Source organism: Candidatus Margulisiibacteriota bacterium (assembly GCA_041661965.1).
Classification (GTDB): domain Bacteria; phylum Margulisbacteria; class WOR-1; order O2-12-FULL-45-9; family XYB2-FULL-48-7; genus XYB2-FULL-45-9.
Window position 1 is genome coordinate 210442 of sequence record JBAZTH010000003.1, and the last position, 26604, is coordinate 237045.

27 protein-coding genes are annotated in these 26604 nt (G+C 53.9%); 18 read left to right on the plus strand and 9 right to left on the minus strand.

Annotated features, from left to right (window positions below; genetic code table 11):
- Window positions 1-11 precede the first annotated feature (11 nt).
- The 7 genes from WC772_06820 to WC772_06850 are packed head-to-tail and all read left to right on the plus strand — an operon-like array spanning window position 12 to window position 6985.
- Window positions 12-965 (plus strand): MraY family glycosyltransferase, encoded by a 954-nt coding sequence (locus tag WC772_06820; GenBank protein MFA6170466.1) that lies wholly within the window; start codon window positions 12-14, stop codon window positions 963-965.
- Between the two features lie 34 nt (window positions 966-999).
- Window positions 1000-2151: a UDP-N-acetylglucosamine 2-epimerase (non-hydrolyzing) gene (gene wecB, locus WC772_06825; protein ID MFA6170467.1), complete on the plus strand. Its 1152-nt coding sequence runs from the start codon at window positions 1000-1002 to the stop codon at window positions 2149-2151.
- The gene (gene murA, locus WC772_06830) at window positions 2144-3400 is read left to right on the plus strand and encodes a UDP-N-acetylglucosamine 1-carboxyvinyltransferase (protein MFA6170468.1); all 1257 of its coding nucleotides are present in this window, start codon (window positions 2144-2146) and stop codon (window positions 3398-3400) included. Before wecB ends, murA begins: the two co-directional genes overlap by 8 nt.
- Complete coding sequence (ybeY, locus tag WC772_06835; protein ID MFA6170469.1) at window positions 3397-3735, plus strand: rRNA maturation RNase YbeY; 339 nt, start codon at window positions 3397-3399, stop codon at window positions 3733-3735. The genes murA and ybeY overlap by 4 nt, the downstream gene beginning before the upstream one ends.
- Window positions 3707-4063: a diacylglycerol kinase family protein gene (locus tag WC772_06840; GenBank protein MFA6170470.1), complete on the plus strand. Its 357-nt coding sequence runs from the start codon at window positions 3707-3709 to the stop codon at window positions 4061-4063. Before ybeY ends, WC772_06840 begins: the two co-directional genes overlap by 29 nt.
- A 10-nt stretch (window positions 4064-4073) precedes the next feature.
- Window positions 4074-5348 (plus strand): hemolysin family protein, encoded by a 1275-nt coding sequence (locus tag WC772_06845; protein ID MFA6170471.1) that lies wholly within the window; start codon window positions 4074-4076, stop codon window positions 5346-5348.
- Window positions 5345-6985 (plus strand): CTP synthase, encoded by a 1641-nt coding sequence (locus tag WC772_06850; GenBank protein ID MFA6170472.1) that lies wholly within the window; start codon window positions 5345-5347, stop codon window positions 6983-6985. Before WC772_06845 ends, WC772_06850 begins: the two co-directional genes overlap by 4 nt.
- On the opposite strand, the gene larC is transcribed toward WC772_06850, so the two are convergent.
- Window positions 6982-8151 (minus strand): nickel pincer cofactor biosynthesis protein LarC, encoded by a 1170-nt coding sequence (gene larC / locus WC772_06855; protein ID MFA6170473.1) that lies wholly within the window; start codon window positions 8149-8151, stop codon window positions 6982-6984. The two genes, WC772_06850 and larC, sit on opposite strands and share 4 nt — an antisense overlap.
- 65 nt (window positions 8152-8216) lie before the next feature.
- Between larC and WC772_06860 the strand changes: the two genes are divergently transcribed.
- On the plus strand, window positions 8217-9209 hold the full coding sequence (locus WC772_06860) for a hypothetical protein (protein MFA6170474.1): 993 nt from the start codon (window positions 8217-8219) through the stop codon (window positions 9207-9209).
- On the opposite strand, the gene larB is transcribed toward WC772_06860, so the two are convergent.
- Window positions 9199-9897 carry a nickel pincer cofactor biosynthesis protein LarB gene (gene larB, locus WC772_06865; protein MFA6170475.1) on the minus strand — a complete coding sequence of 233 codons (699 nt, stop codon included), beginning with the start codon at window positions 9895-9897 and terminating at the stop codon, window positions 9199-9201. The two genes, WC772_06860 and larB, sit on opposite strands and share 11 nt — an antisense overlap.
- A 136-nt stretch (window positions 9898-10033) precedes the next feature.
- On the opposite strand from larB, the gene WC772_06870 reads away from it, so the two are divergent.
- Window positions 10034-11296 carry a hypothetical protein gene (locus tag WC772_06870; protein ID MFA6170476.1) on the plus strand — a complete coding sequence of 421 codons (1263 nt, stop codon included), beginning with the start codon at window positions 10034-10036 and terminating at the stop codon, window positions 11294-11296.
- On the opposite strand, the gene WC772_06875 is transcribed toward WC772_06870, so the two are convergent.
- Both WC772_06875 and WC772_06880 read right to left on the minus strand, forming a co-directional pair.
- Window positions 11261-12112: a deoxyribonuclease IV gene (locus tag WC772_06875; protein MFA6170477.1), complete on the minus strand. Its 852-nt coding sequence runs from the start codon at window positions 12110-12112 to the stop codon at window positions 11261-11263. The two genes, WC772_06870 and WC772_06875, sit on opposite strands and share 36 nt — an antisense overlap.
- A 4-nt stretch (window positions 12113-12116) precedes the next feature.
- A complete protein-coding gene (locus WC772_06880) occupies window positions 12117-13475 on the minus strand; it encodes a replication-associated recombination protein A (GenBank protein MFA6170478.1) in 1359 nt (452 codons plus the stop codon).
- Between the two features lie 52 nt (window positions 13476-13527).
- Here WC772_06880 and WC772_06885 point away from each other — a divergent pair, with 52 nt between their 5' ends.
- The 3 genes from WC772_06885 to WC772_06895 all read left to right on the plus strand — a co-directional run bounded on the left by WC772_06885 (window position 13528) and on the right by WC772_06895 (window position 16283).
- Window positions 13528-14328 (plus strand): hypothetical protein, encoded by an 801-nt coding sequence (locus tag WC772_06885; protein ID MFA6170479.1) that lies wholly within the window; start codon window positions 13528-13530, stop codon window positions 14326-14328.
- A gap of 75 nt (window positions 14329-14403) precedes the next feature.
- Complete coding sequence (locus tag WC772_06890) at window positions 14404-15630, plus strand: HAMP domain-containing sensor histidine kinase (protein ID MFA6170480.1); 1227 nt, start codon at window positions 14404-14406, stop codon at window positions 15628-15630.
- A complete protein-coding gene (locus WC772_06895; protein MFA6170481.1) occupies window positions 15627-16283 on the plus strand; it encodes a hypothetical protein in 657 nt (218 codons plus the stop codon). The genes WC772_06890 and WC772_06895 overlap by 4 nt, the downstream gene beginning before the upstream one ends.
- On the opposite strand, the gene WC772_06900 is transcribed toward WC772_06895, so the two are convergent.
- From WC772_06900 to WC772_06915, 4 genes are all read right to left on the minus strand, one after another.
- Window positions 16284-16688: a protease inhibitor I42 family protein gene (locus WC772_06900; GenBank protein MFA6170482.1), complete on the minus strand. Its 405-nt coding sequence runs from the start codon at window positions 16686-16688 to the stop codon at window positions 16284-16286.
- A complete protein-coding gene (locus WC772_06905; GenBank protein MFA6170483.1) occupies window positions 16688-16933 on the minus strand; it encodes a DUF4342 domain-containing protein in 246 nt (81 codons plus the stop codon). The genes WC772_06900 and WC772_06905 overlap by 1 nt, the downstream gene beginning before the upstream one ends.
- Window positions 16934-16985: 52 nt before the next feature.
- Complete coding sequence (locus WC772_06910) at window positions 16986-17663, minus strand: hypothetical protein (GenBank protein ID MFA6170484.1); 678 nt, start codon at window positions 17661-17663, stop codon at window positions 16986-16988.
- Between the two features lie 80 nt (window positions 17664-17743).
- Complete coding sequence (locus tag WC772_06915; protein MFA6170485.1) at window positions 17744-18193, minus strand: hypothetical protein; 450 nt, start codon at window positions 18191-18193, stop codon at window positions 17744-17746.
- Between the two features lie 173 nt (window positions 18194-18366).
- Here WC772_06915 and WC772_06920 point away from each other — a divergent pair, with 173 nt between their 5' ends.
- Genes WC772_06920 through WC772_06945 form a run of 6 tightly spaced genes read left to right on the plus strand, consistent with a single transcriptional unit; the run spans window position 18367 to window position 25195 of the window.
- The gene (locus WC772_06920) at window positions 18367-20172 is read left to right on the plus strand and encodes a proton-conducting transporter membrane subunit (protein MFA6170486.1); all 1806 of its coding nucleotides are present in this window, start codon (window positions 18367-18369) and stop codon (window positions 20170-20172) included.
- Window positions 20173-20174: 2 nt separating this feature from the next.
- The gene (locus WC772_06925) at window positions 20175-21053 is read left to right on the plus strand and encodes an NADH-quinone oxidoreductase subunit H (GenBank protein ID MFA6170487.1); all 879 of its coding nucleotides are present in this window, start codon (window positions 20175-20177) and stop codon (window positions 21051-21053) included.
- Window positions 21054-21689 carry a hypothetical protein gene (locus WC772_06930; GenBank protein MFA6170488.1) on the plus strand — a complete coding sequence of 212 codons (636 nt, stop codon included), beginning with the start codon at window positions 21054-21056 and terminating at the stop codon, window positions 21687-21689.
- The gene (locus WC772_06935; GenBank protein MFA6170489.1) at window positions 21689-23143 is read left to right on the plus strand and encodes a hydrogenase 4 subunit F; all 1455 of its coding nucleotides are present in this window, start codon (window positions 21689-21691) and stop codon (window positions 23141-23143) included. The genes WC772_06930 and WC772_06935 overlap by 1 nt, the downstream gene beginning before the upstream one ends.
- Window position 23144: 1 nt before the next feature.
- Entirely contained in the window at window positions 23145-24686 is a 1542-nt protein-coding gene (locus tag WC772_06940) for an NADH-quinone oxidoreductase subunit C (GenBank protein MFA6170490.1), read from the plus strand.
- On the plus strand, window positions 24683-25195 hold the full coding sequence (locus WC772_06945; protein MFA6170491.1) for an NADH-quinone oxidoreductase subunit B family protein: 513 nt from the start codon (window positions 24683-24685) through the stop codon (window positions 25193-25195). The genes WC772_06940 and WC772_06945 overlap by 4 nt, the downstream gene beginning before the upstream one ends.
- On the opposite strand, the gene WC772_06950 is transcribed toward WC772_06945, so the two are convergent.
- Window positions 25168-26604: a right-handed parallel beta-helix repeat-containing protein gene (locus WC772_06950; protein ID MFA6170492.1), complete on the minus strand. Its 1437-nt coding sequence runs from the start codon at window positions 26602-26604 to the stop codon at window positions 25168-25170. The genes WC772_06945 and WC772_06950 overlap by 28 nt on opposite strands.

The window sequence follows — 26604 nt, forward strand, 5'->3', positions numbered from 1 at the left end:
GTACTTCCAGAATGCATATATTTCTACCGAGCTTTCTGGTTGCTCTAATAATAACCATAATTTGCACCCCCATAGTCCGAAAAGTCGCCTTAAAGATAGGCGCCGTCGACCGTCCCAATGCCCGCAAGATCCATACGGAAAATATTCCGCGTATCGGCGGGGTCGCTATTTATACCGGTTTCCTGATAGCGATAACCTTTGGCCTGATCACCGCTTATTTTACCGGCGTCCATCTCAATCCCCGGCCGATCATCGGCCTTTTGGCCGGCGGGACGATCGTTTTCCTGTCCGGTTTGAAGGATGACCTGATGGGGTCCCGTCCTTTAACTAAGCTGATCTGGCAAACCGTCGGAGCGGCGGTCGCGATCTATTTTGGGGTCGAGATCTCCTTCTTTTCCAATCCCTTTAACGGAATCATCCCGCTCGGTTTTGTCGCCATCCCGCTGACCATTCTCTGGCTGGTCGGGATGACCAACGCGATCAACCTGATCGACGGCTTAGACGGCCTGGCGACCGGGGTGATCGCCATTTCGGCCGGGACCCTCTTCTTTGTCGCTTTGCGGACCCACCAAATGGAGGCGGCCCTTTTTATTGTCGCCATTGCCGGCGCGGCGCTCGGTTTTTTAAAATACAACTTTTTTCCCGCTTCGATCTTCTTGGGCGATTCGGGGAGTTATTTTCTCGGTTTTATCGTCGCCGCCGCTTCGATCATCGGGGTTTTTAAGACCACGCTGGTCGTGGCGCTGATCGTCCCGCTCCTGATCCTCGGAGTGCCGATCTTTGACACGACTTTCGCCATTCTCCGCCGGTTAAAGGAGAAGAAAAATCCTTTTGCCGCGGACAATAAACACATCCATCATCTTCTGGTCCGGGCCGGTCTGACCCAGCGTGAAGCGGTCATGTCGATCTATATCGTTTGTTTTTTGTTAAGCGCGACCGCGTTGATCATGTCGTTGCAGAGATAAAAGAAGCTTAAAGCTGTAAGCTGGAGAATAATATATGAACAAGAAAAAAGTAATGTTTGTGTTCGGGACCAGGCCGGAAGCCATTAAAATGGCGCCGGTGATCAAGGAATGCGGCAAATACCAGGATTTTTTAGAGATCCTGGTGGTCGTGACCGGTCAGCATCGCCAGATGCTCGATCAGGTCCTGCGGCTTTTTGAGATCGATCCCGATTACGATCTCGGCATTATGGAAGCCAACCAAACGCTGACCAGTATCGTGACCAAAACCCTGAAGGGGACCGAGGAGATCATCCTCAACGAACGGCCGGACCTGATCCTGGTGCAAGGGGACACCTCAACCGCTTTTGCCGCCGGCTTGTCGGCTTTTTATTACAAAGTGCCGCTGGGGCATATTGAGGCCGGTTTGCGGACTTTCGACAAGTGGCAGCCTTATCCGGAAGAGATCAACCGGAAGCTGTTAACTTCCCTGGCCGATCTTCATTTTCCGCCGACCAAAAGCGCCATGGACAATCTGCTTCGGGAACAGGTTCCCCGCGAAGAGATCTCTTTGACCGGGAACACGGTGATCGATGCCTTGCTGGAAGTGGCCAAGCGGGACTTTAACCTTGCCTCGATCGGGATCCGCTTGACGCCGGGGAAAAAGATCGTCCTGGTCACCACCCACCGCCGGGAAAACTGGGGGGCGCCCCTGCGCGGGATCTGTACCGCGATCAAAATCATCGCCGAACGCTTTCACGAGCAAGTTGAGATCGTTCTGCCGGTCCACAAAAATCCGACCGTTTCCAACGTCGTCAACGAGATTTTAGGCAAGGTTTCCAATGTTTTGTTGACCGAGCCGCTTGATTACGAACCGTTCATTCATCTTCTTAAAGCAAGCTACCTGGTCCTGACCGACTCCGGCGGGGTTCAGGAAGAAGCCCCGTCGCTCGGCAAGCCGGTCCTGGTCATGCGCGATAAGACCGAGCGGCCGGAAGCGGTCCTGGCCGGGACGGTCAAGCTGGTTGGGGCCGATACCGACATGATTGTCGCGGAAGCGAGCAAGCTATTGGGGGATGAGGCGGAGTACGCGAAGATGTCGCAAGCGGCCAACCCGTACGGCGACGGCCGCGCCTCTTCCCGCATTATCTATTCGATCCTCCACTACTTTGGCATGGCCGATAACGGACCGGAGGAATTCAATGCATAAACTGATCGTTCGCGGCGGCCGCCCCTTGGAAGGGGAGGTGACCGTTTCCGGTTCCAAAAACGCCGCCTTGCCGATCCTGGCGGCGACGATCATGCTTCCCGGGCGTTCGGTCATCCGCAATATCCCCAATCTTTCCGACGTTACTACCATCGTCCGCGTTTTGCGGGCGCTGGGCCTTCGGGCCGAATATTCCCAGTCCAATCCCAATACCGTGAACGTTTGGAATTTCCAGGTCCGCCACGTTGCCCCTTACGAGCTGGTGACTAAAATGAGGGCTTCTTTCTTTGTGATCGGACCGATTTTGGCGGTCAAAGGATTGGCCAAGATCCCGCTCCCCGGCGGCTGCGCCATCGGTTCGCGGCCGGTCGACATTCACATCAAAGGCTTGACCGCGCTCGGCGCTGAAGTTCAGCTTGAACACGGCTTTGTCATCGCCAAGACCAAGAAATTGCGCGGCGGCAAAGTTTACCTTGATTTTCCATCGGTCGGCGCGACCGAAACGGTGATGATGGCGGCGGCGCTGGCCGAAGGGGATTCGATCATCGAGAACGCCGCCCGCGAACCGGAGATCGAGGACCTGGCTAATTTTCTGAACCGGGCGGGGGCCAAGATCGAAGGGGCGGGAAAAGAAGTCATTAAGGTCAGCGGCGTCAACTCTTTGATGCCGGTCGATTATTCGATCATTCCCGACCGGATCGAAGCGGGGACCCTGCTCGTTGCCGGCGCAATCACCGGCGGCAAGGTCTTGGTCAAGGGGAGCAATCCCGAGCATATGGAAGCGACGATCGTTAAATTAAGAGAGGCCGGCGTCAGGATTGATCTTGTTCCCGACGGGATCCTGGTCCAAGCTCCCAACGGGATCAACGCGATTGACATCAAAACGCTCCCGTATCCCGGGTTTCCGACCGATATGCAGCCGCAGTTTTCTTCGCTATTGACCCTGGCCAAGGGAACTTCGGTCATTACCGAAACGGTCTTTGAAAACCGTTTTATGCACATCAACGAATTAAAAAGGATGGGGGCGAATGTCCGCCTGGAAGGACAAAGCGCCATTATCAGCGGGGTGCAAAAACTTTCCGGGGCGCCGGTTCGGGTTTCCGACTTGCGGGCGGGGGCCGCTTTGATCCTGGCCGGCTTGGCGGCCGAGGGGGAAACGATCATTGAAGACCGCGATCACCACATCCGGCGCGGGTATGATAAAATTGCCCTGAAATTGACCGCGCTGGGGGCGGAGATCAAGGACCAATGAAGTTTGGGGCTTTGGCCAAAAAGATCATTAAACGGGAAGGGCGAAATGGGACGATCGATGTTTCCGTGGTTGACGATCGAACGATTCGCGCCTTGAATAAAAAGTTTAGAAAAAAAGACCAGCCGACCGATGTCCTTTCCTTTACGTTGAATGAGACCGGGTTCCTGGGAGATGTTATAATCTCTGAAGAGACGACCAGCAAGAACGCCAAACGGTACGGGGTCAGTTACGAAGCGGAGTTCAAACGTTTGGTCATCCATGGCGTGTTGCACGTCTTAGGTTATGACCACGGAAAGAAGATGAGAGATGCCGAAGCGGTTTATTCGCAGCTTTAAGTACGCCCAGGACGGGGTCCGCTACGCGCTGCAATCGCAGCGCAACATGTGGATCCATTCGGTCATGGCCTTTGCCGTGCTGACGGCGGCGGTCTCGCTCCGGGTCAGCCAGACCGAGTGGTTGTTCATTATTACCATGATCGCCTTGGTCTTTACCCTTGAGCTGGTCAATACGGCGATCGAAGAAGTGGTGAACATGCTCAAGCCCGAACCGCACCCGCTGGCGGCCCTGGCCAAGAATTCATCGGCCGCGGCGGTCCTGGTCATTTCCGGCGGGGCGGCGATCGTTGGGCTGATAATATTTTTGCCGAAGCTTATAAATTTGTAGGGGGAGATAAATGCTGGAATTACTGGTGATGATCTTACTGCTGATGATGTCGGCCTTCTTTTCCGCTTCGGAAACCGCTATTACCAGCCTGTCCCGCTTGAAAATAAAAGGTTTGCTGGAGAAAAAAGCGCGCGGGGCGATCGCGCTTAGTTTGTTGAAAGAGAAGCCGGGCGATTTTCTCTCCACCATCCTGATCGGCAACAATTTAGTCAACACGGCGGCGGCCGCGGTGGCGACCTCTTTGACCATTAGTATTTTTGAGCGCTCCGGCGCCGGCGAAATGGCTTACGCCGTCGGGCTTGCGACCGGTTTGATGACCTTCTTCCTCCTGGTGTTCGGCGAGATCACCCCAAAAACGGTGGCGATCCATAACGCGGAAAGGGTCGCGCTAATGGCGGCGCCGATAATTTATTTTCTAAAGTTTCTTTTTCAGCCGATCGCTTTTCTAGTCAATATCTTCTGCCGGCCGCTGGTCTATCTTTTTGGCGGCGGCAAGATGGGTAAGGGCGGTTTTCTGACCGAGGAAGAGATCGAAATGGTCCTGGCGGAGGGAGAGAAAGAAGGGTTGATCGAAGAAGAGGAGCGGGCGATGATCAGTTCGATCTTCGCTTTTGGCGACACGATCGCCCGTGAGGTAATGACCCCCAGACCGGACATGATCGCCTGCGAGGTCAATCAGACGGTCAAAGAAGTGACCAAATTGATCCTCGACAGCGGCCACTCCCGAATCCCGGTCTACGAAGGGAGCCTGGACAACGTGATCGGGGTGGTTTACGCCAAAGATCTGTTGAAAAAGAGCCGGGGGACGATCCGCGAAATGCTTCATTCGCCTTTTGTCATTCCGGAATCGAAAAAAGTGGCCGAACTGCTGCACGAAATGCAGACGGCCCGGACCCACCTGGCGATCATTGCCGATGAATACGGGATGACCTCCGGGATCGTGACCATGGAAGACCTGGTCGAAGAGATCGTCGGGGAGATCCACGATGAGTTCGAGCGGGAAGAAAAGGGGTACGAACACGTTGATGATGGGGCGGCGATCATTGACGGGAAACTGGCAATTGCCGACCTGAACGACCGCCTGGGGGTCGAAATACCGAAAGGGGATTACGATACTGTCGGCGGCTTTGTTTTCAGCCAGCTGGGGAAAGCCCCCTCGGTCGGCGACGTCGTTCATTACGAGAATTTGCTGATCAGCGTCGAGCGGGTCCAGCGGCGGCGGATCACCAGAGTAAAGATCGTGAAATTTCCAGAAAAAATTGAAGAAGAAGGGGTAGGCGGATGAGCACAAAATACATTTTCATTACCGGCGGAGTCGTTTCATCATTAGGCAAAGGGATCGTGGCCGCGTCTCTCGGCCGGATCCTGAAAAGTCGCGGCATCTCCGCCACTATCCAAAAACTTGATCCTTATATCAATGTCGATCCCGGGACGATGAATCCCTACCAGCACGGCGAGGTTTTCGTGACCGAAGACGGGGCCGAGACCGATCTCGACCTCGGCCACTACGAACGCTTTATCGACGTCAACCTCGGCAAATCCAACAATGTGACCGCCGGCATGGTCTACTGGAACGTGATTACCCGGGAGCGGCGCGGCGATTATCTCGGCGGGACCGTCCAGGTCGTGCCGCACATTACCAACGAGATCAAGGACCGGATCCGCCAAGTCACCAAAAACCAGCACTTTGACGTGGTGATCGTCGAGATCGGCGGCACCGTCGGCGATATCGAAGGACTGCCGTTCCTCGAAGCGATCCGCCAGTTTCGCAAAGAGGTCGGCCGGGACAACTGCGTTAACCTGCATGTGACCCTGATCCCGTTCCTCGATACCACCCACGAGTTCAAGACCAAACCGACCCAGCACAGCGTCCAGAAACTGCGCGAGATCGGGATCCAGCCGGATATCATTGTCTGCCGTTCCCGGGAGCCGATCAGCCAGGAAATGAAGGAAAAGATCTCTCTCTTCTGCGACGTTAATAAAGAGGCGGTCATCGGTCTGCCTGATATGCCTTCAATTTACGATGTGCCGCTGGCGATTGAAAAGGAAAATCTCGGCGAGATAGTGGTGAAGTACCTCGATCTGGAATCGAAAAAAGTCGATCTGACCGAATGGGAAAAGATCGTTAAGGAATGGCATTCGCTCCGGCATACCGTTCGGATCGCGATCGTCGGGAAATACACCGAGCTGGAAGATTCCTATTTAAGCATTGTCGAATCGCTCAAGCACGGCGGGATCGCCAACCAGGCGAAGATTGAGATCAAGTGGATCAACGCCGAAAAGCTCGAAGAAGAGGAAGATATCGACGCGATCCTGCGCGACGTCCAGGGGGTCCTGATCCCCGGCGGGTTTGGCGCCAGAGGGGTGGAAGGCAAGATCAAAGCGATCCGCTACGCCAGAGAGAACCGGATCCCGTTTTTGGGACTCTGTCTTGGGATGCAGTGCGCGGTGATCGAATTTGCCCGCAATATCTGTAAAATGAAAGGGGCGAACTCATCGGAGTTTGATCCCGAAACCAAGTTCCCGGTCATCGATTTTATCCCCGAACAGCGGGGGCTGATCGACAAGGGGGGGACGATGCGTTTGGGCGCCTACACCTGTAAGATCAAGAAAGGGACGATGCTCCATAAAATGTACGGCAAGGACGAGGTTGAAGAACGCCATCGCCACCGCTACGAATTCAACAATGATTTCCGCCAACCGCTGGAAGAGGCGGGATTGGTTTACTCCGGGATCAATCCCGATGCCGACCTGGTGGAAGTTATCGAACTGCCGACCCATCCCTTCTTCCTGGCGACCCAGTACCATCCGGAATTCAAGTCGCGCCCCAATCGGCCGCACCCGCTTTTTGCCGGTTTTGTGAAGGCAGCGGTCAGTTGTCTGGAAGAGCAGGTCGCGCTGTTTAAGGAAAAAGGGGTCTAATCCGCCGAAGGCGGACGGAAAGTTGTTTTAACTGCTTTATCGATAACGGTTAACGGCACCCGGTGTTTTCCGGCTAACTTCTTTAGGTCTTCGTATTCCGGCGCGGCGGTAATTACCTGGCCGGCTAGCAAGCCCAATTTAACCTTTACTTTCCCATACTTTGTTTTAACTTTAATAAATTTCCGCCGTAAAACTTCCCGGCTGGCCAGAAAGACCCTGACCCCAAGGGTTGTCGTCAGTTTATAAACCAATTCTAATTGCCGGTCTTTATCTTCCGGCCGGCAAAGAACGGTTAGTTTACTGGCGGTCCGTTCTTTTTTCATCAGAATTGGTTCGATAAAGGCATCGAGCGCGCCTGCCTTCATCAAAGCGGCGATCGCTTTGTTCAAGGTTTTTACTTCCATGTCGTCAATATTCGTTTCCAGCTGAAGGATCGTATCGTTTTCGGTCGGTAACTTTGCTTCCCCAATAAAAACCCGAAGCATTCCCAGGGTGGGGAAGGGCTTTCCTCCGGCGCCGTTGCCGATCCGTTCGACCGCCATTTTGGGGGCCGGGCCAAAGCCGCTGGTTAGAGCACTGATAATCGCCGCGCCGGTCGGGGTGACGATCTCGCCTTCGATGTCGATTCCGTAAGTTGGGATCCCTTTAAGCAGTTCCGCTGTCGCGGGGGCCGGGTTTGGTAAAATACCGTGCGCGTGTTTAATAAAACCGTGACCGTGCGGAATAGGGGAGGCGTAAATTGCTTCGATCCCCAACTTTTCGATGGCGATCGCCGTGCCGACAATGTCGATAATCGCGTCGACCGCGCCAACCTCATGGAAGTGAATTTTATTGATCGGTACGCCATGGACTTTTGCTTCCGCCCCGGCTAAACGGCAGAAGATTTTTACGCTAAGGGCTTTGACCGTTTTCGATAACTTGCTTTTATTGATGAGCCTAAGGATGTCGGCGAGACTACGGTGGTGTTGTTCGTTGTTTATGACTTCGAAATAAGCCCCATTGATATGGTGTTTTTTAATGGCTTTAAGCTTTAAGCTGTAAGCTTTGAGCGTCAGCTTTTTTAATTCTTTTATTAACGAGTTGAAATCTAACCCGGCATCAAGCAATGCCCCCTGCACCATATTGCCGGCGAGGCCGGAAGAGCAGTCGAAATAAGCGATCTTCATATGTCTCATTATAACGTCTTTTCCTGCCAAGTGAAATTCCGGCCTTTAAATAATGATAACGAGTTATGATCGGCAGCAGCCGTCCGCCATATTTACAGTTGATCAATTCCGCCCCCGGATCGGCCACGAAAGCGCGGCCTTTACGGCAAAGACTGCTGAAGGGCGACGGCGACATCGTGCCTCTGTCAGGGGCCAGATTGGGGCCGGAGCGAACGGACTACTTTTATGATTTTTTTAACTCCCGCCAGTTTTATTGGCGCTCAACCCTGGAAGTTTGTGAAACTGTCAGAGTTTTAGTCGGAACGGGAAGAATCGATCGAATAAGAACGACGGTTGATCGGGCGATAAAAGCTGCCGATCGGCATTGCGCGGAGGAGCCAAGAAAAGAACTGGCGGATGAGCTTGCCGCGGAAAACAACTCAATTGCCGAAGAAATAATGTCTGGCGATCCGAGATCCATCGGGACGTTTGCCAAAGATGAGCCGGTTATTGCTGCTTGGCTGTTTTGCAGAACATTAGCAGTCTTACAAGCCGATGGCTGGAATGACTTGGCTGTTTTAGCAAAGCCGCTGGCCTATTATTCTGAAGTTTTAGGCCAAGAATTAGAGCCGGTTGATCGGGTGATTGTTTTGCAAATGGTCCTGCCTCTCATTGCCGAAGATCGGGAACTTTTGGCGAAAAGATTAGCGGAAGCAAAAGAGGCGCTCCGGTTGATTCGCGACCCGGTTAAAAAAGGGATTGAATCCCTAAATATTGCCGGACTGCTAAAAGGGCGGGAGAGCGAAGAGGAGGAGCGTTTTTTTCGAGGCGAGGCCGGGGCCGCCATGCAAAGCACCCTGGACGATAATATTAAACATACGACGATGCTGACGAAACTGCTTATCTGCAACGGCGAAATAAATGAGGCGTGCGCCTTGCTTTTTCCTTTGAGCGAAGCGGTTTGTAAGATTGATGATAAGTTGGAGAGAGTAAACGGTATTTTTAATCTTTCGGAGATTTTGGCCCGGCTTGGTTTGTTTCCGGCGATTAAATATTTAATCGGCCGGGTCAGCGATTGATCAGAGCGGCGCAGACCGCAGCGCCAAAGCCATTGTCGATGTTGACGACGCTGACCCCGGGGGCGCAGCTGTTGAGCATGGTTAGGAGGGCGGAGAGGCCTTTGAAGCTGGCGCCATAGCCGACCGAAGTTGGAACGGCGATGATCGGCTTGTCGATCAGGCCGCCGACGACCGAAGCGAGCGCCCCTTCCATGCCAGCGACGACGATCACCACCCGGCAGTTGTTGATCTTCGGCAAGTTCTTCATTAGACGATGGATCCCGGCAACCCCGACATCGTAGATCCGCTCGACCTTATGGCCAAGATGTTCCGCGGTGACGGCGGCTTCTTCCGCGACCGGGAGGTCGGCGGTCCCGGCCGTAATTATCGCAATCCTATGCTCAACGTTCAACGTTCTACGTTCTGCTTTCTTGACTGTAATAATCCTTGCCATCTCATGATACTTCGCTTTTTTCAGAGATTTTTTAACGGCTTTAAATATTTTCTTATCGGCTCTGGTTGCCAGAACATCATGGCCTTGTTTGGCGATACTGGCCGCGATTTTGGCGACCTGTTCGGGGGTTTTCCCGGGACAGTAGATCACTTCGGGGAAGCCTTTCCGGTGGATCCGGTGGTGGTCGACCTTGGCGAAACCGAGTTCTTCGTAGTCGTTATTTTTGACAAAAGCAGGACTTTTTATTAGGCTCATTATGCGGAATTATAGCTTATTTATTGGTTGCAAACAATTAGCGTAAGCTATGTCAATTAAGGAAGAGCGGGAGCCTGTAACAATAATTTAACCGCGAAGTTATCAGGGAGTAATGTTCTTTAGCTATACTTCAAGCATGGTTAAGGTTGCTTCGGTTCCGCCTAAAGAACCCGGATTTCTTAAAATGGCGGTTCGCCGTCAACGCGCTAGATTTGTCCCGGTGGAGCATTATCGGCCGTCAACAATTTTTTCAGCCAAAAGGCTTGTTTATCATCTTGGTTTGATCGTTGAGGGGCCAAACGCGATTGATTGGGGAAAACTTGTTCCTTATAAAGGGGCAATCTATTCCGCAATTAATGAGACCATAAGTACAACTAACAGCGCCGAACCGATGCAGCGTGTCCCGGTTGAAGAGATCCCGTCGTTGACCTGGGGTGGTTTGTCGATCAAACTGGGTTTAAGTTTTTGGGCAATGCTGGGGCAGGTCAATCTGTCGAATCTGAATATTATACTTGGCGTGCCGACTGATTTTTATCATGCTTTTGCTTATTTGTCTTTGAATGCCGCTAGAAATGTCGCGGCCGATCTGGTCGCAAAGCATGGACGGGATGTCACGGTTTGGTGGAAAAATGCCGACCATATCAAGTGGGACAAATTAACTGATTCGCTATTGGTGACCTCCGGCGCCTATATGTTCCTTTCCACGCTGAAAGATATACTTCATGCCCATTATGGCGGGGCCAAGATTGAATGGCTAGTTACCCCTTTTTTAATCACAACATTGGACGGTTTTATCAATTCAGTGACTAGAAAATACCGGGGGTTTAACGGCAAAGTTGTTTATTATGATTGGTTTCGTCCTTTAGTCGGCGACCTGGCGGCGACGCTCTGTTTATTAGTAGCTGGTAGTGACTTGAAATCGGGGTTCGCCTATTTAATGGTTAGAAAAGTATTTTGTGAGCTTTGGTCCGGCCATTGGGAGTCAGCGGAAAAACGGCGGGAGAAAATTGACGATCGCTTTAAGGACTATGAGAAGATCTTTGATTTTGACGCTTACCAGGTCCCTGATCCCCAAGCCATGGCTGCGGTCAGTCTGGTATTCGTTGTCAATAATAAGACCCAGGCGAAAACCGCCCTAATTAAGAAATTCTTTCCAGCTTATTTGGCGGAAAACAAAAACAGGGAACGAGTTTTATCGTTGCACTGGGCAATGCTTGAAGATGAGCGGGTTTTGGCGGCGATCAAATGGCTGCTCCCTCACGAAAAATGGGTGGCCTATCGGGAAGCCTTATGGCGGCAGTTCATTGAGAACCGTAATAATTATTTGAACTGGTTGAGACAAGAAGAACCTTTGTTTTTTGCCTTAAGCGGTGAGCGTGAGGCTACGAAGAACCCTTAAATTCTCGACGTCTTCCTTCATTTCTGGTCCTTTTGGTGTTTCCAGGATCATTGGCAGCTTTTCAAAACGCAGGTCATTCATCAAGAGGCGAAACGGTTCCAGCCCCAGCTCCCCCTGGCCGATCTGTTCATGGCGGTCTTTTTTGGCGCCGAGGCCGGTTTTAGAATCGTTCAAATGGAAAGCCAGGAGCTTATCTAATCCGATTGTCCGCTCAAATTCTTTCCAGGTTGTTTGATAATCTTCTTTTAGATTGTACCCGGCGGCAAATGAATGGCAGGTATCAAAACAGACCCCGAGCCTTTCCGGCGCTTTAACTCCGGCGATGATCTCCGCCAGATGAGAGAATTTATAACCAAGGTTTGAGCCCTGGCCGGCGGTCGTTTCCAAGGCAATTTTCACTTTAAAGCCTTTAGTTTGTTCGATCAGTTCATTAAGATGTTTAATCACCAAGCCTAGGCCTTGGCCTTCGCCTTTCCCCAGGTGGGAGCCGGGGTGGAGGACAATAAAAGGGAGCTTAAGCCCTTCGCACCGTTCCAGCTCGTCTTGCATTGAGCGAAGCGATTTTTCAAGATTATCGGAGGGTGGGGCGGCAAGGTTAATTAAATAACCGGCGTGAGCGAAAACAAAAAGGCTGCTTTGATCACGGGCGGATTTGAAACGTTCAACTTCGCCGGGCGCGAACGGTTTCCCGACCCACTGGTTGTTGTTCTTAACGAAAATTTGGATCGCGCTGCAGCCGATCGAGAGGCCCCGTTCGATCGCTTTATCAACGCCGCCGGCGATCGACATATGAGCGCCAAGAAGACGGGTAGACATGCCCTCACCCCCTTTCTCCCCCTCTCCCATTGGGAGAGGGGGACGGGTGGTGAGGGAGATTCTTAAGTTCGTCCATCCTCGCTTTGATCTTCTTCTCAAAACCGATCTCTTTCGGTTCGTAATATTTTTTCTTTTCGGCCAGATGGTCTTGCTTGACCACGCCCCCTTCGAAACTGTGGGCGTATTTGTAACCCTGGCCTTTCCCCATCTTCTTTTCACCTTCATAAGTCGCGTTCTTCAGGTGGAGCGGGACCTCCAGGGTCGGGTTTTCTTCCACGTCTTTAAGCGCGGCGTCGATCCCGAGGTATGAGGCGTTGCTCTTGGGAGCGGTGGCGACATAGACTGCCGCCTGGGCGAGAGGGATGCGGGCTTCCGGCATCCCGACGAACTCGGCGACCTGCATGGCGGAATTGGCGACGACGAGCGCCAGAGGATCGGCGTTGCCGACATCTTCCGCCGCGCAGATGACGATCCGGCGGGCGATGAAGCGGGGGTCTTCCCCGGCGTAGATCATCTTGGCCATGTAGTAAAGAGCGGCGTCGGGGTCACTGCCGCGCATCGATTTGATAAAAGCGGAGATGGTGTCGTAATGCTGGTTGCCTTTCTTATCATAGACGACCGCTTTTTTCTGGATCGATTCTTCGGCGACCGCGAGCGTAAAATGGATCCGTCCGTCTTTCTCCGGAGAGGTGGAGAGAACGCCGAGTTCCAGGGCGGTCAGGGCGCGTCGGGCGTCCCCGTCGGAAAGCTTGGCCAGGTGATCGAGCGCCGCTTGTTCCATCTTGATCTTGAGCTGGCCGAGCCCTCGTTCGGTGTCGGTCAGAGCGAATTTTAGGACTTCTTTCAGTTGTTCTGTGGTCAGAGGTTTCAACTCGAAAATATTGGAGCGGGAGACGAGGGCTGAATTAACGTAGAAAAACGGATTTTCCGTCGTTGCGCCGATCAGGATAAGGTTTCCTTCTTCGACATCGGGAAGGAGTGCGTCCTGCTGGAGTTTATTGAAACGATGGATTTCGTCAAGAAAGAGGATCGACTTAGTCCCGTAATGTTTGATCCGCTCCTTCGATTCCAGGCTGACCCGCCGGATATCCTCGACTTTAGCAACCGTGGCGTTAAGCCATTCAAAATGTCCTTTGGTCGAGTTGGCGATTACCCGGGCGATAGCGGTCTTGCCTGTTCCCGGCGGCCCGTAAAGAATAACCGAGGAGACCTTGTCAGTCTCGATCAGGCGGCGCAGGAGCTTCCCTTTCCCCAGGATCGGCTCCTGGCCCACGATCTCATCGAGGCCGCGGGGGGCCATTCGGTGGGGGAGCGGCGCGTTCTTTTCCTTGTAATGCTTGAGATTGGCGTCAAAGAGGTCCATGGCTGAATTATACTATATTGACAGGGTGAGCGATAACTATTATGCTCATTATGTGAAAAAAATTGCGACCCTGATCATGATCGCCGGACTTTTGGCCGTTCCCGCTCTGGCCGAGCTTAGCCCCAAAAACCTGACTCCGGAAGGTCGTCGTGAAATGATCAAAGTCTTAAAATCGCGCCTTTATAACCTGGAACACAGTTTAGGCGTTAAAGAAACTTATACCGCGGCGGAACGAAAGCAGGAGATCGAACGGATCAATGCCGAGCTGGAGATCCTTTATGCTTTGCCGAAGATCGAAACTTTGGCGGTTGCCGCCCTGACTGCCGAAGCCGTCGCGACCCCTGAAGTTACGGCAGCGGCGCCAACCCCGGAGCCGGTAATCGCTTATGATCCGCTGGGCGGGCTTCCGAAAGTCCTAAAACACCCGGTTAAAGTTGCCAGTTTGCCGGCCCCGGCGAAAGCTGCCTGGGCCGGTCAGTTCGCTTTTGCCGCCGGTTACTTTGCTAATCTGGCGGCGGTCAGAGGCGAATGGGGCCTGCCGGTCGGCGAGCTTAATGTTCGGGGCGGCGGCTTGCTTGCTTCAGGGTCCGGCACCCATTTAGCCCTATTTACCGACGTGTATTATTACCTTAACCCGCCGGAGACGGTTGGAATGCGGTCGTACGTTGGCGCGGGGGTTAATCTGCCGCTAATCTCCTCGGCCGGTGGAGGGCGCTCTTTGGGGGGCGGGCTCATTTATGGCGGCGAGACCAAACTGGCTGACGGCCGGCTTTTCTTTGAATTCGGCCTGGGAACGCTTCGGTCGGGGACCGATCGGTCCGGCTTGACCGCGTTGGTTGGCTACCGCTTCTAAGTCCGCTTGATTTTCCCTGAAATTATTGTCGTTCTTTTCCGATAAAGTAACGGTAAATTATGAAGGGAGAGATCGATGAAGATTGAAGTTCGTAAATCAACCGCTTATGTTTCCCCTTGGTGGCAGCCGCGCGCCTTTGATCATTGGGATCGGAAGGTCGGCCTGGGGAACCGGATCGAGATCCAGATGGCGCAATGGAGTAAATATCCGCTGCGGGCCTTATCCGTTGTTCCAGGAATGACGACCACGAAGATGATGCTTTGCCGTTTGGAACACAGGATAGAAATAATCAACCGGACGATGACGGAACTTTCCCAGATGCCCGACAATTTTAAGCTGGCGGTCAACCGGGCCGGGAAATTCTATAACCGGCTGATGGCCCTGACCTTCGCCTTCTCCCTCACTTTTTCCGCTCATGGTCTGATGACCGAGGAACGACAAAGTTGGCATCATTCCGTCAAAGATATCGCTTTGTTCTTTGTCCCGACCTTTGTCGCGCTGGGCCTTGGTCATGCCAGGAAACGAGCCAGAATTATGGAAATGATCAGCTGGGAAGCGCAGAAAGAATTAGCCCAACTTAAGTCTTTTCGCCAGGCATTTCAACGGATCGGCGGGGTGGCGCACGACCTGAATAATTTGCTTGGCGGGATCATGCTGGTTGCCGGGGCTCCCGACATTGAGCGCTTAACCGTTGGACAAGCCGGCGAAAGGTTCCGGATTATTAAGGAGCGGTCGCGGGATATGAAAGATATCATTAAAGAATTGCTCGATGTTACCCGGCCGGTCAAAATCTCCGCCGAGCCGCTGTCGGTCATGCGGACCATTAATTGGGCGGTTTATACCTTTAGCCACCTTAAAGATTTGGAAAAAAAACGTGTTGTTATCCTGATCAATGGAAACGGCGAAAATCCGCAGGCCAAATTCGATGAGAACAAATTCAAGCTGGTCTTGCTCAATCTGCTGATCAACAGTTATGACGCGCTCCGGGACAACGGTCAGGGCGAGATCGAACTTTCCGCCTACTATGTCAATTCGGCAAAAGATCAGGATATCATTCGAAACTCCATGCCGGATGCCAACTATGTTCGGATCGACGTTCGCGATAACGGCAGCGGGATCCCTGCCGAATTCCTGCCGAAGATCTTTGATTTCGGTGAGACGACCAAGGGGCAAAAAGGGTCGGGGATCGGTTTGGCCATCGTCAAGAACGCGATCGAAGGACACAAGGGTTTTGTTACCGTCGCGACCGATTGCGAACCGGGAAAGAGCGGCACGACGTTCTCCCTGTATTTGCCGGTATGATCGGTCGGCTGCAAGCCCAACAATATATCCCCGCCTACATGAGGGCGAAGTCGGCTTGCGTCAATCTGGCGCGCCGGCCGGACCTGCAGGTTTATCCGGATGGGAAGATCCCTTTTTCCACTGCCAATTTACGAGGCACTTTCGAGTTGTTCCCGTCTTTCAAATTGCCGCTTGGTTGCTTGAAACAAAAAGCAATCCCGGCGATAAAAGCCAATTTGGAGTGCGTAACTACGGCGGCCGAGTGTGGCCTGGCGGTGCAAATCGGGGAGGAAGCCGATTTTTTGACGCTTCATCGATTGTTGCGTCGACGTCACGGGGTCGACTGCCCGCCGGACTTTCCGGTTAAAATTCTTGATATCCAGGCTTTTTCTCCTTTTTTGAGCTTTGAACTTTGGTTGAGCAATCAGACCGGTAACAAAGCGTCCTCGATTCTTGGCATTGGTGGCGTATTTGACCGCTCCGATCGGGTCTTTCGCGGGACCAACGTTTATGATTTATTTAAAAGAACGGGCGAGGGAATTTTGAGCGGCGAGCCCGGGAACTATCGCGCCGACCTTGATTTTTATTTAATGCCGAACAGCCATTGCCGGGAGATCTTATTGTTCCAATTAACGGTTACGATCTCGGAGCAGAACTTCGAACCGGTTTTTTGATCATTCTTTGATCGTCAGCGTCACCTTGAAAATACCGATCGGGCTGACGTTCTTTTCCCAGGGCCGCCGGTAAACCAGACCAAGAGCGCAGGTTCCGGGAGCGATGGCTTTAAAAGTAAAGGTCATCTTTCCAGGCGCGCCGATTGCCTGGCTTTGCGCGTGGAATTGCGCTTGGCCGCGTTGTTCAAGCAGCAGCGGGTTGAGCGATTCAATTTCCCAGTTGTAGCCGGTCGTCGGATTGGCGTTAAGAGTGATGATCAGCGTGTCGCCGACGGTCAGGTGAAGGTCGCCGCCGTTGTCCTTTTCGCTTAGCCGTTCCGTGCCTCCCGGCAGGGAGAGACAACCGGCAATCAGGGCGAAAAGCGCGAGAGCGAGCAGAAAAACGGTCAAGATGTTTCTTTTCATTAACTTTTGCGTTCGACCGAGATCGTGCATTCGGTGACGAGCGCCGCGACGGCGCCGACCGCGGCCAGGACCGGAGCGAGGGCCGCGCCGATCACGCCGAAGGTCAGGGGGAAAGAAATGATCGCTTTCCCTTCCTTATCCTTGATCGTGATCTGCCGGATATTTCCTTCCTTGATCAGTTCGTTGATCTTTTTCAGTAATTGTTCGCCGGATACCTTGAACTCTTCTTTTAAATTTTCATTCATGATTGTTCCTCCCGGGAAAAAGGGGGGACCCGAACAGGCCCCCCCCCTAAGATTATAGTCGATAAGCGACGCTGGCCGCGATTTCTCCGCCGGTGTAGCTACTCCCCGCCTGCGGGGTGATCGATTGCATGCTGTATTCGATCATGACCGCTCCCTGCATCGACCAGGCGATGGCGGTGCCGACCGTCAGGTCCAATTGGGTGGAATTGGAGTTGGCGGTGCTGACATTGGTACTGCGGTAGGCGATCGCGCCGTAAGGGACGAAAGGCGCCATGATCTTGCTGACGCCGACGCCGATCATCATTTGTGAGCTGGTCGAAGTGATGTCACCCAAACCGGTGATGGTGACTTTGTTGGAGAAAGACTTGTAGCCGCCGCCAAGGGCAACGGAGACCGGCATGGAAACGCCTTCATCCAAGATGGTGTATTTTAAGCTGGCGCCGTAACCGGTTCCGGACATCCCGCCGATGCCGGTTGGAATCGTGCCGCCGGCAGTCCCCTGACCGTATTGAAGATAAGTGTCGAGTTTGTCGGTTATGCCGTAGCCGAAATAGCCGCCGATTGTTCCCAGGGTCAAACCAGTACTGTTCTGATAATTGCTGTCCAAGACGTAGGCGCCGGCAAAGGCCATTTTTCCCTGGCCGAGCGGATTGGCGGTTACAAGCAGCTCCGCGGAAGCCAGAGAGGCAAAACAAAGCGCGAGCAAAAGCGACATGGTAATCTTTTTCATTGGAAACCTCCTGATAAGTTCGATCCGCAACTTTTTTGTTTCTTGCTCGCACCTCCTTGGCAATGAAATCAGGGGCCGTTTTACTTTTGTTTGAGCCCGACCAACGACGCGACCGGGAGTTCCCGGCCGTCGGTCAGGACGACCGATGGGACGGCGGTACTACTGACTAATATTTTATTAACGGTTCCCGTTTCTTGTTGGCCGGTCGTGGAGTTGTAAAAAATTACTTCCTGGCCCAAAAGCTGCGAGTTCTGCTCCAGGATCGACAGCCGCTGCTGGTCGAGCAGGGTCGAACTGCCGGTCGAAGTGTCGGCGCTTTCGGTCGTGCTTTTTATCAGCGAGGAGAGGGTGTCGGAATCGGAAGAGCTTTTGCTGTCCGAGCCGCTGACCAGATCGTTGAGCATGGTGTTGAAGTTCTGCTCCATGCTTAGGATGTACTGCTGGTATTCTTTGGCTACGTTCGGTTTGCTGGCATTGTCGGAGCTTGTGTTTTGGAAGATTGGTCCGCTGACCCCGTTTAATCCGGTCATTGTTATCCCTCCCGCTGCGAAATAAGAATCCGCAAGGAATAATAGCTTAAAAAAACTCTGAAATCCAGAGATAAATTCGCGGCGGGTAATTTGACAAGCCGGAACGACAGGAGTAAAGTTAATGTTGAAATCAACATTTTCTGCCGTTGGCGACAGAATAGAAAAAGGCGCTAATGTTCAATTGGGAATTCTTGCTTGATCCGCTGGCTTTCTTTTTCCTCGCTCTAATAGTAGCTATTGCTTTGCCCGTCATGCTTTATTCGTTTGGTTATTTATCGGGTAAATATTCGCGCCGTAAGATCATGGTCGGCCAGTTGTTGGCCCTGGCCTTTATCGGCTCGATGTTGCTGGTCGTTTCGGTCCGGAGCGCGCTGACTTTTCTGGTCTGTTGGGAAGTAATGACCCTGTTGTCATATTTTCTGGTCATGTTCGAAACGGAGTCCGAAAAGTCGATCAAGGCGGCGACGATCTATATTGTCATGAGCCACGTCGGGGCGGCCTTTATTGCCGCGGGAATATTTTTAATCCATCATTATACCGGCTCTTTCGATCTCCTGGCTTGGCACTCCGCGGTCTTGCCGGCGGGGAGCCGGGACCTGTTGTTTTTCTTTTTTCTGATCGGTTTCGGGATCAAAGCGGGGATCGTCCCGCTCCATCTCTGGCTTCCTTACGCCCATCCCCAGGCGCCGAGCCATATTTCCGCCCTAATGTCCGGGGTGATGATCAAGGTGGCGATCTACGGCCTGTTGCGTTTTGTCTTTTTTGTTTTGGGGATCCAGGCCCTCTTCTGGGGCGGGATCGTTATCCTGCTGGCCTGTTTGACCTGCCTGGTCGGGATAATTTATGCTTTGATCGATAACGATCTCAAGACCGTGCTGGCGTATTCCAGCATCGAAAATATCGGAATTATTATGCTTGGCCTGGGGGCGGCGATGCTCTTTATTCCGCTCGGCCAGTCGGGGCTGGCGAGCCTGGCCATGATCGCCGCTTTATACCATCTTATTAACCACGCCGCCTTTAAAAGCCTTCTTTTCCTGGGAGCGGGGAGCGTCTATCGCTCGGCCGGGACGAAAAACCTGGAAAAACTCGGCGGGTTGATCAACAAGCTTCCCTGGACGTCGGCCTTTTTTCTGGTCGGCGCGCTGGCGATCGCGGCTCTTCCGCCGCTCAACGGTTTTATCAGCGAATGGCTGACCCTGCAGGTCTTGTTCCTGGGAGCGCTGACCGCTCCGGCCGGTTTGAAAGTTATCCTGGCCCTTTGTGCCGCCGTCCTCGCTTTGACCGGCGGACTGACCGCCGCTTGCATGGTCCGGACCTTCGGCTTAACCTTTCTTGCCCGGGCAAGGAGCGCCAAAGCGGAAAAAGCCAAAGAAGCGCCGCTGACCATGCTGCTCGGAATGGGGTGGCTGGTGATCTTAATAATTGGGCTTGCTCTGGGGGCGGTCCCGATCGTTAAGTTGTTGGCGAAGGTTGCCGCTTCGACTGCCGGGCTGCCAATCCCTTTATTTGCTTTCAACCAGTACATCTTACGCCTGCCGGGGGCCAATTTGTCTTCCCCCCTGGCCGCGCTGGCGCTTTTTACCGCTTTCGGGCTGGTGATCGCGGCGACCTTTTTGTTCTTTGGCCGGTCACGGCGCGCTATCGTTCCGACCTGGGATTGCGGTTATTATCAGTTGACCCCGCGCCAGGAATATTCCGCGACCGGTTTTTCCAAGCCGTTCCGGATTGCTTTCGGCTTTTTCCTGCGGCCGTCTCGCAGTACCCAGACGACCAGGGATTCTCATTACCATGTCCGGTCGCTGGTTTATGAAGCGCGGACCGCCAAGATCTTTAAGGAATTCTTTTATCTGCCGTTCGTCGGCGGACTGTTCCAGACGGCGAAGGGGATGAAGCGTTTCCAGGCCGGGAGCATTCAGATCTATTTGGCCTATATTCTGGTCGTCGTTTTATTATTGCTCCTTTTTATAGGCAGGTTTTAATTATGGAGATCGTTATTCAGTTAATATTGTTGCTGGCGGTCGCGCCGCTGATCAGCGGCGTGATCACTAAGGTGAAAAATAATCTGCGGCTGCGCCGCGGACCGGGGCTCTTCCAGCCTTATTTCAATCTCATTAAATTATTCCGCAAGGACGAATGCTTTTCCGAACATTCCTCCTGGCTGATGAAACTGACGCCGTACGTTGTTCTGGGGGCGACGCTGACCGCGGCCGCAATGTTGCCGCTCTTCGGCGGCGGCGCGCTGGCCCAATACGCCGGCGACCTTATTTTGTTGGTCTTTGTTCTCTCTCTGGGCCGCTTCTTTCTGGCCCTGGCCGGGCTTGATCCCGCCAGTGCCTTTGGCGGGCTCGGCTCTTCGCGGGAGATGTTCTTTGCCAGTTTTCTTGAGCCGATTATTTTGTTGGCGGTCTTTGCCGTCGCGTTGGTTGCCGGCGGGACCGGTCTTTTTCAGATTGCCGCCGGCGGGGTGGGAGTTCCGGCTATTCTGGCGGCGGGAGCCCTGTTCCTGGCGACCCTGGCGGAAACTTCCCGGCTGCCGGTCGACAATCAGGAAACTCATCTCGAGCTGACGATGATCCATGAAGCGATGACCCTGGAATATTCCGGCCGCTCGCTTGCTTTGCTTGAACTGGCCTCTTACCTAAAACAAGCGATTTTCTTTTCCCTGGTCCTGCTGGTTGCCTGGCCGTTTCTGGTCAGCCAGGCTGGCTGGTTTTTGCTCTCGCTTCTTGTGCTGGCCGTGATCGTCGCTTTTACGGAAGTTTCGCTGGCCAAGATGCGGCTTTTCCGAGTGGTCGATTTTCTTTTCTTTGCCGGAATCCTGGCTCTGCTGGCGGTCATTTCGGCCGCTCTGGGGGTATAAATGACGACCTTTATTTTATACGGAATATTACTGACCGCCTTCGCGTTGGTCGCGGCCAAAAGATTCAGCGCCCTGATCGGGATCTTCCGATTGCAGGCGGTTTTTTTGGCGGCGCTTGCTTTTCTTGAGGCTTGGAAAGGGGGCGGGATCGGGATCTATGTCATCGCCGTTCTCCTTTTGGTTGTCAAAGGGGGCGTTATCCCGTATTTGCTGGTTAAGATCCTCAAAGAGATCGGCGCCTCGGAAGACCTCGGCTTCTTTTTGTCGGCGCAGCTCTCTTTGCTCCTGGCGGTGATTTTTGCTTATCTTGCCTGGCAATTTTCCGGCCAACTTTTCCCCGGCGGGGTGGTCTTGCTGAAGGTCGCCGGCACCGCCGCTTTTACCTTGTTATTGGTCGGACTGCAGATCATGATCTTCCGGCTCAAAGCGCTGGCGCAGATCATCGGCCTGCTGGTCATGGAGAACGGGATCTTTCTCTTGGGGATCGCCCTGGCTGGCGGCTTGCCGTTCCTGGTCGAGATCGCGGTCTTCCTGGATGTTTTTGTCAGCGTCATGATCCTGGGGGTTTTTGTTTACCGGATCAACCGGCTCTTTACCAGTATTGACGTCAGCCGGCTGAACAGGTTGAAAGGCTGATGGAACTTTATTCGCTCTTAATAATTCCGTTGCTTCTGGTCCTGGCCGCTCTTTTGATCGGCCGCTCCAAGTCGTTCGGCTTGATCAATGTGCTGGGCTACGCGGCGGAGTTCGGCTGCGGGCTGGTCTTTCTCTTTGCTTTCCTCGAGCGCCGGACGCCGTTTATTCGCGGAATATTTTACGTCGACGCTTTGACCGTCTTTTTTATCCTGGTCATTACGGTCGTGGCCCTGGCGGCGGCGCTTTACTCGATCGGTTTCCTCGATCGCGAGCGGCGGAAAATGACGGTGACTGATAAAAAGAGCGGTTATTATTACCTGCTTTTTAACTTGTTTATCCTGGCGATGCTGCTGGCGACGACGGTCAACAATCTCGGCTTCCTCTGGGTGGCGATCGAATTGACGACCCTTGTCTCCGCCTTCCTAGTCGGTTTTTACAATACCAAGAGCTCGGTCGAGGCGGCCTGGAAGTATTTGATCATCTGTTCGGTCGGGATCATTCTGGCCCTGCTGGGGACGATCCTTTTCGCATACTTGTTCTCTTTGACCGGCGGGATCAGCCTGAATTGGTCTGATCTCTCGGCCGCCGCCGGCGGTTTCAATCCCGCGCTGGTCAAGCTGGCTTTTGTTTTTATTATTGTCGGTTACGGCACCAAGGCCGGGTTGGCCCCGATGCACACCTGGCTTCCCGACGCCCACAGCCAGGCGGTTTCGCCGGCCAGCGCCCTTCTTTCGGGCTTGCTCCTAAAGATCGCTCTTTACGCGATCATCCGCTACGGTCTGATCGTCGTCCAATGCGTTGGTTTTGGCTTCTTCAGCCATCTGATGATCCTTTTTGGCTTACTTTCTTTACTGGTCGCGGCCGGGTTTGTCCTGGCGCAGAAAGATCTCAAGCGGCTTTTGGCCTACAGCAGTATTGAACACGTGGGGATCATCGCGGTCGGGATCGGGCTGGGGGGGCCGCTCGCCCTTTACGGCGCCTTTCTGCATATTCTTGGCCATGCCGCGACGAAGTCGATAATGTTTTTCGGCGCCGGCAACATTATTCAGGCTTACGACCGCCACAACATGAATTCGATCCGCGGCGTGATCCGCGTTCTTCCTTTCACTGGTCTTTTCTTCCTGGCCGGTTTGTTTGCCTTGGCCGGATTTCCGCCTTTCTCTATTTTCCGGAGCGAGATCATGATCTTAATGGCCGCTTTTAGCCGCGGCTCATACCTGACCGCCGGCCTGGTCCTATTCTTCATGACGGTGATCTTTGGCGCGCTGGTCTTTCACGCCGGCAAGATGCTTTTCGGCCCGCGTCCGCCCGAATTACTGCCGGTTAAGGAAGACCTGGCCGGCAAACTGGCTTTCCTTTTCCTTTTAACGATCATCGTGATACTTGGTCTCTGGGTGCCGGGGCCCCTCAATCGCTTGATCTTATTGGTCGTCGATACTCTGCGGGGGATGTAGGATGGAAAAACTGTTGTTTGAATTAACCAGGCTTGGAATTGTCCCGGTCAAACAGACCAACGACAATGAAATTTATTTTGAGGTCGCGCCGGCCGATTTTAAGCCGGCCTGTCTGGCCCTGCATAAATTCCTCCGCTCGACCGTGATGCTGATGTTCGCCGAAGACCGCCGCGCGAGCGAGGGGGCGTTCGTGGTCAGGGCCGGCTTCATCGGCGTGAAACAGAGCCAATGGTTTTTTGTCGAACAGAAAGTGACAGGAACAGCTTTCGCTTCGATCGCCAAAGAGATCTACTCGGCCAATCTTTTTGAGCGGGAGATCAAAGAAATGTTCGGTCTGGAACCGGAAGGAAATCCGGATGGCCGGCGCCTGCGGCTTCATGATGAGGTCTGGCCGCTGGGTAATTATCCTTTAAAAAAAGATTTTGTTTCCGTTCCGGGGCGGACCGGAACTTACCCGTTCATGCCGGTGGCCGGGGTTGGGGTCTTTGAGATCCCGGTCGGTCCGGTCCACGCCGGGATCATCGGTCCGGGGCACTTCCGCTTTAGCGTCGCGGGAGAACCAATTATCAATCTGGAAAGCCGGCTTGGCTTTACCCACCGGGGAGTGGAAAAACTGCTCGAGGGGCGGGACGCCTCCGAAGCGGTAAAGTTGTCCGAGTGCGTGGCCGGCGACGCCGCTTTTGCTCACAGCCTGGCTTGCTGTCGGGCGGCGGAAAGAGTCGGGGGGATCATTGTCCCGCCGCGGGCTAAATATTTAAGGGCGATTTATCTGGAGCTGGAGCGCCTTTATAACCACGTGGCCGATATCGGGACGATCGCCCTGGATGTCGGGTTCACTTTTCCGGCGGCGGAGTCTTCGATCCTTAAGGAAAATCTGCAAGCCCTGAACGCGGACTTGACCGGCAGCCGCTTTCTGAAACAGGTTAACCTTCCGGGCGGGGTCGGCCGCGATCTGGACCAGGCCGGCGTCCAAAGATTATTGACCGAGCTGACGGCGGTTGTCCGTGATTTCCGGCGCCTGCGCGAATTGCTCTTGGCCAGCGTCTCTTTCCTTGACCGGGTTGAAACGACCGGCGAATTGAGCAAGAAGACGGCGGAGGACCTTGGCGTCATTGGTCTGGCCGGTCGGGCTTCCGGCGGCAAGCTTGACCTGCGCGACGTTTTCCCCGGCGTTTACGACGGTTTGAAGGTCGTGAGGAGAGAGAAGGGGGATGTTCTGGCCCGGCTGGAAATCCGCTTTGACGAATTTGAGGAATCGGCCCGGCAGATCGAGCGCCTGGCCGGAAAGCTCCCTGAAGGAGCGATCGCTGCCGGCGAAGTTTTAGTTGGGAGCGGACGAGCGCTGGGGTGGGCGGAGAGCTGGCGTGGCCCGGTGCTATGCTGGCTTCGCTTTACGGACGGTAAAATTGAACGGGGAAAGATTGTCGATCCTTCGTTCCATAACTGGATCGGCCTGAACGCGGCGGTCCAAGATAATATCATCCCTGACTTTCCGGTCTGCAACAAGAGCTTTAATCTTTCTTACGCGGGGAATGACCTATGAGCGTTTTTGATAAAGTAATTGCCGCCCGTTTGTCCCGGGGGATAGTGACCCGATCGATTGAGTACGAAAAATACGGCGCGGAATTGAAAGATTTGGTCGCCGCCAAATTCCGCCGTTCATTGTTTATTCGGGAGGTTGATACCGGATCGTGCGGGGCCTGCGAATCGGAGATTATCGCCGCGACGAATCCATTTTACGATCTCCAACGGTTCGGCGTCAGCTTTGTCGCTTCGCCGCGCCACGCCGACGCCTTGCTGGTGACCGGACCGGTCTCGAAGAACATGGAGCTGGCCTTGAAGAAAACTTACGCCGCGATGCCGGAGCCGAAGTTTGTTGTTTCGGCCGGTGATTGCGCCCTGAACGGCGGGGTTTTTAAGGACTCTTATTATATCGCCGGCGGGGTCAATGCCGTTTTGCCGGTCGCGCTCCATATTCCCGGCTGTCCGCCGACCCCGCTGACGCTGATCAAAGCGCTGCTTCGTTACCTTTCGTCCGCCCCAATATCGTAAAGACCGCTTCTTGTTTGCTTGTCGATATCGTAAACGACTTGGGAGAGCGTTTCCCCGGCATCAACGCAGGGACTGCCGCTGTTCAGATGATAAGTGCTGTCGAGAGTAGGATCGCCTTCCGTGCTGTTGGTCTCCCCGGAAAGATGGCTTTTCCAACCTGCCAGATCGCCGTTGAAACTGCCGGCCGGGCGCTGATCGACAAAAACCAACGAGCCGCCTCCCGGCTTATAATAACGGTTATGGTCCATGGCCGGCATGCCGCTATAGGCATTTAATCCGCCCAGATCGCCGGTATAACGGATAAAGACCCCGTAGGAATCGGGGCTGGCGGAAACGGCGATATTATTTTTAATGATCGCCCCTTCGCAGGCCGGTCGGCCGGCGGCCGCGTCCCAGTCCTGGAAAGAGATCCCGAAATAGATCGGACTATGCGCCGTTTGGGCGGCGTTGACGATCGTGTTGTTCAGGACCCGGGGATTTTTAGCGGCGTACATTCCGATCCCGAAGTATTGCGTGTTATAGATGACGTTATTACGGACGATCCCGTTGATGTTCTCGAAATATTCGGGATTGGCGGTCAGGTCGAAAAATTCCGGGCTGGTGTCGTAACCGAGGCCGATCCCGCCGCCGCCGCAATTGTAAATATAATTGCGTTCAGCGACGCAATCGGTCGCCCCGCCTTTAAAATATAAGCCGTTGGTGGCGATGTCGTGGATGACGCAGTCGGCGACGATCGCCCGGTCGCCGTTGACGTTGTCGATCGCTTCGGCGTTGCTGTTGTCCCGAACGCCGGAGTTGTAGATCTCGCAATTGACGACCCTGATGTCGTCGCAGTTGGGGGTGATCTTGACGCAATCCCGGCCGGTGTCGTGGATCTTGCAGGCTTCGATAGTCACGTTGGAAACTCCGCTCCGGTCGGCGCCGCCCCAGTCCCACATCGTTTCGAACTTAACGGCATAATAGTAGCCGCCGACCAGTTCCAGCCGGTAGAGCTTGGCTCCTCCCGAGGTCCAGCCGGTGTCGATGTTGAACCTGATCGTTTCGGTAATAGTGTCGTCGGTGGTGGGCGTCTGGATGACCGCCCATTCGTCGTTCTTGGAACGGATGGTCAGAGGCGTTCGGATATCGACGCTTTCATTGTAGGTGCCGGTCCTCAAGACAATGATCGATCCGGCCGGAGCAAGATTGACCGCGTGCTGGACCGTCCGGTAAGGATTGCCGATTGTTCCGTCCCCGGCCGTATCGCTGCCGGCTGTAGAAACGTAAAGCCCGACGGCGTCGTCGTAGGTGCTGTCCGACGGAAAAGATTCATTGTCGGGCGGAGTTGCGGGGAGCGGTTCGTTCAAGACTTGGGCGCAGCCGGCCAAGAGCGCGACGCAAAATAAAGTTAAGAGAATGTTTTTTATCAT

What these genes read in the sequence shown, in the direction of transcription:
- WC772_06820 (MFA6170466.1), top strand. Translation starts at nt 12, where the DNA reads ATGCATATATTTCTACCGAGCTTTCTGGTTGCTCTAATAATAACCATA.
- wecB (MFA6170467.1), top strand. Translation starts at nt 1,000, where the DNA reads ATGAACAAGAAAAAAGTAATGTTTGTGTTCGGGACCAGGCCGGAAGCC.
- murA (MFA6170468.1), top strand. Translation starts at nt 2,144, where the DNA reads ATGCATAAACTGATCGTTCGCGGCGGCCGCCCCTTGGAAGGGGAGGTG.
- ybeY (MFA6170469.1), top strand. Translation starts at nt 3,397, where the DNA reads ATGAAGTTTGGGGCTTTGGCCAAAAAGATCATTAAACGGGAAGGGCGA.
- WC772_06840 (MFA6170470.1), top strand. Translation starts at nt 3,707, where the DNA reads ATGCCGAAGCGGTTTATTCGCAGCTTTAAGTACGCCCAGGACGGGGTC.
- WC772_06845 (MFA6170471.1), top strand. Translation starts at nt 4,074, where the DNA reads ATGCTGGAATTACTGGTGATGATCTTACTGCTGATGATGTCGGCCTTC.
- WC772_06850 (MFA6170472.1), top strand. Translation starts at nt 5,345, where the DNA reads ATGAGCACAAAATACATTTTCATTACCGGCGGAGTCGTTTCATCATTA.
- larC (MFA6170473.1), bottom strand. Translation starts at nt 8,151, where the DNA reads ATGAAGATCGCTTATTTCGACTGCTCTTCCGGCCTCGCCGGCAATATG.
- WC772_06860 (MFA6170474.1), top strand. Translation starts at nt 8,217, where the DNA reads ATGATCGGCAGCAGCCGTCCGCCATATTTACAGTTGATCAATTCCGCC.
- larB (MFA6170475.1), bottom strand. Translation starts at nt 9,897, where the DNA reads ATGAGCCTAATAAAAAGTCCTGCTTTTGTCAAAAATAACGACTACGAA.
- WC772_06870 (MFA6170476.1), top strand. Translation starts at nt 10,034, where the DNA reads ATGGTTAAGGTTGCTTCGGTTCCGCCTAAAGAACCCGGATTTCTTAAA.
- WC772_06875 (MFA6170477.1), bottom strand. Translation starts at nt 12,112, where the DNA reads ATGTCTACCCGTCTTCTTGGCGCTCATATGTCGATCGCCGGCGGCGTT.
- WC772_06880 (MFA6170478.1), bottom strand. Translation starts at nt 13,475, where the DNA reads ATGGACCTCTTTGACGCCAATCTCAAGCATTACAAGGAAAAGAACGCG.
- WC772_06890 (MFA6170480.1), top strand. Translation starts at nt 14,404, where the DNA reads ATGAAGATTGAAGTTCGTAAATCAACCGCTTATGTTTCCCCTTGGTGG.
- WC772_06895 (MFA6170481.1), top strand. Translation starts at nt 15,627, where the DNA reads ATGATCGGTCGGCTGCAAGCCCAACAATATATCCCCGCCTACATGAGG.
- WC772_06900 (MFA6170482.1), bottom strand. Translation starts at nt 16,688, where the DNA reads ATGAAAAGAAACATCTTGACCGTTTTTCTGCTCGCTCTCGCGCTTTTC.
- WC772_06905 (MFA6170483.1), bottom strand. Translation starts at nt 16,933, where the DNA reads ATGAATGAAAATTTAAAAGAAGAGTTCAAGGTATCCGGCGAACAATTA.
- WC772_06910 (MFA6170484.1), bottom strand. Translation starts at nt 17,663, where the DNA reads ATGAAAAAGATTACCATGTCGCTTTTGCTCGCGCTTTGTTTTGCCTCT.
- WC772_06915 (MFA6170485.1), bottom strand. Translation starts at nt 18,193, where the DNA reads ATGACCGGATTAAACGGGGTCAGCGGACCAATCTTCCAAAACACAAGC.
- WC772_06920 (MFA6170486.1), top strand. Translation starts at nt 18,367, where the DNA reads ATGTTCAATTGGGAATTCTTGCTTGATCCGCTGGCTTTCTTTTTCCTC.
- WC772_06925 (MFA6170487.1), top strand. Translation starts at nt 20,175, where the DNA reads ATGGAGATCGTTATTCAGTTAATATTGTTGCTGGCGGTCGCGCCGCTG.
- WC772_06930 (MFA6170488.1), top strand. Translation starts at nt 21,054, where the DNA reads ATGACGACCTTTATTTTATACGGAATATTACTGACCGCCTTCGCGTTG.
- WC772_06935 (MFA6170489.1), top strand. Translation starts at nt 21,689, where the DNA reads ATGGAACTTTATTCGCTCTTAATAATTCCGTTGCTTCTGGTCCTGGCC.
- WC772_06940 (MFA6170490.1), top strand. Translation starts at nt 23,145, where the DNA reads ATGGAAAAACTGTTGTTTGAATTAACCAGGCTTGGAATTGTCCCGGTC.
- WC772_06945 (MFA6170491.1), top strand. Translation starts at nt 24,683, where the DNA reads ATGAGCGTTTTTGATAAAGTAATTGCCGCCCGTTTGTCCCGGGGGATA.
- WC772_06950 (MFA6170492.1), bottom strand. Translation starts at nt 26,604, where the DNA reads ATGATAAAAAACATTCTCTTAACTTTATTTTGCGTCGCGCTCTTGGCC.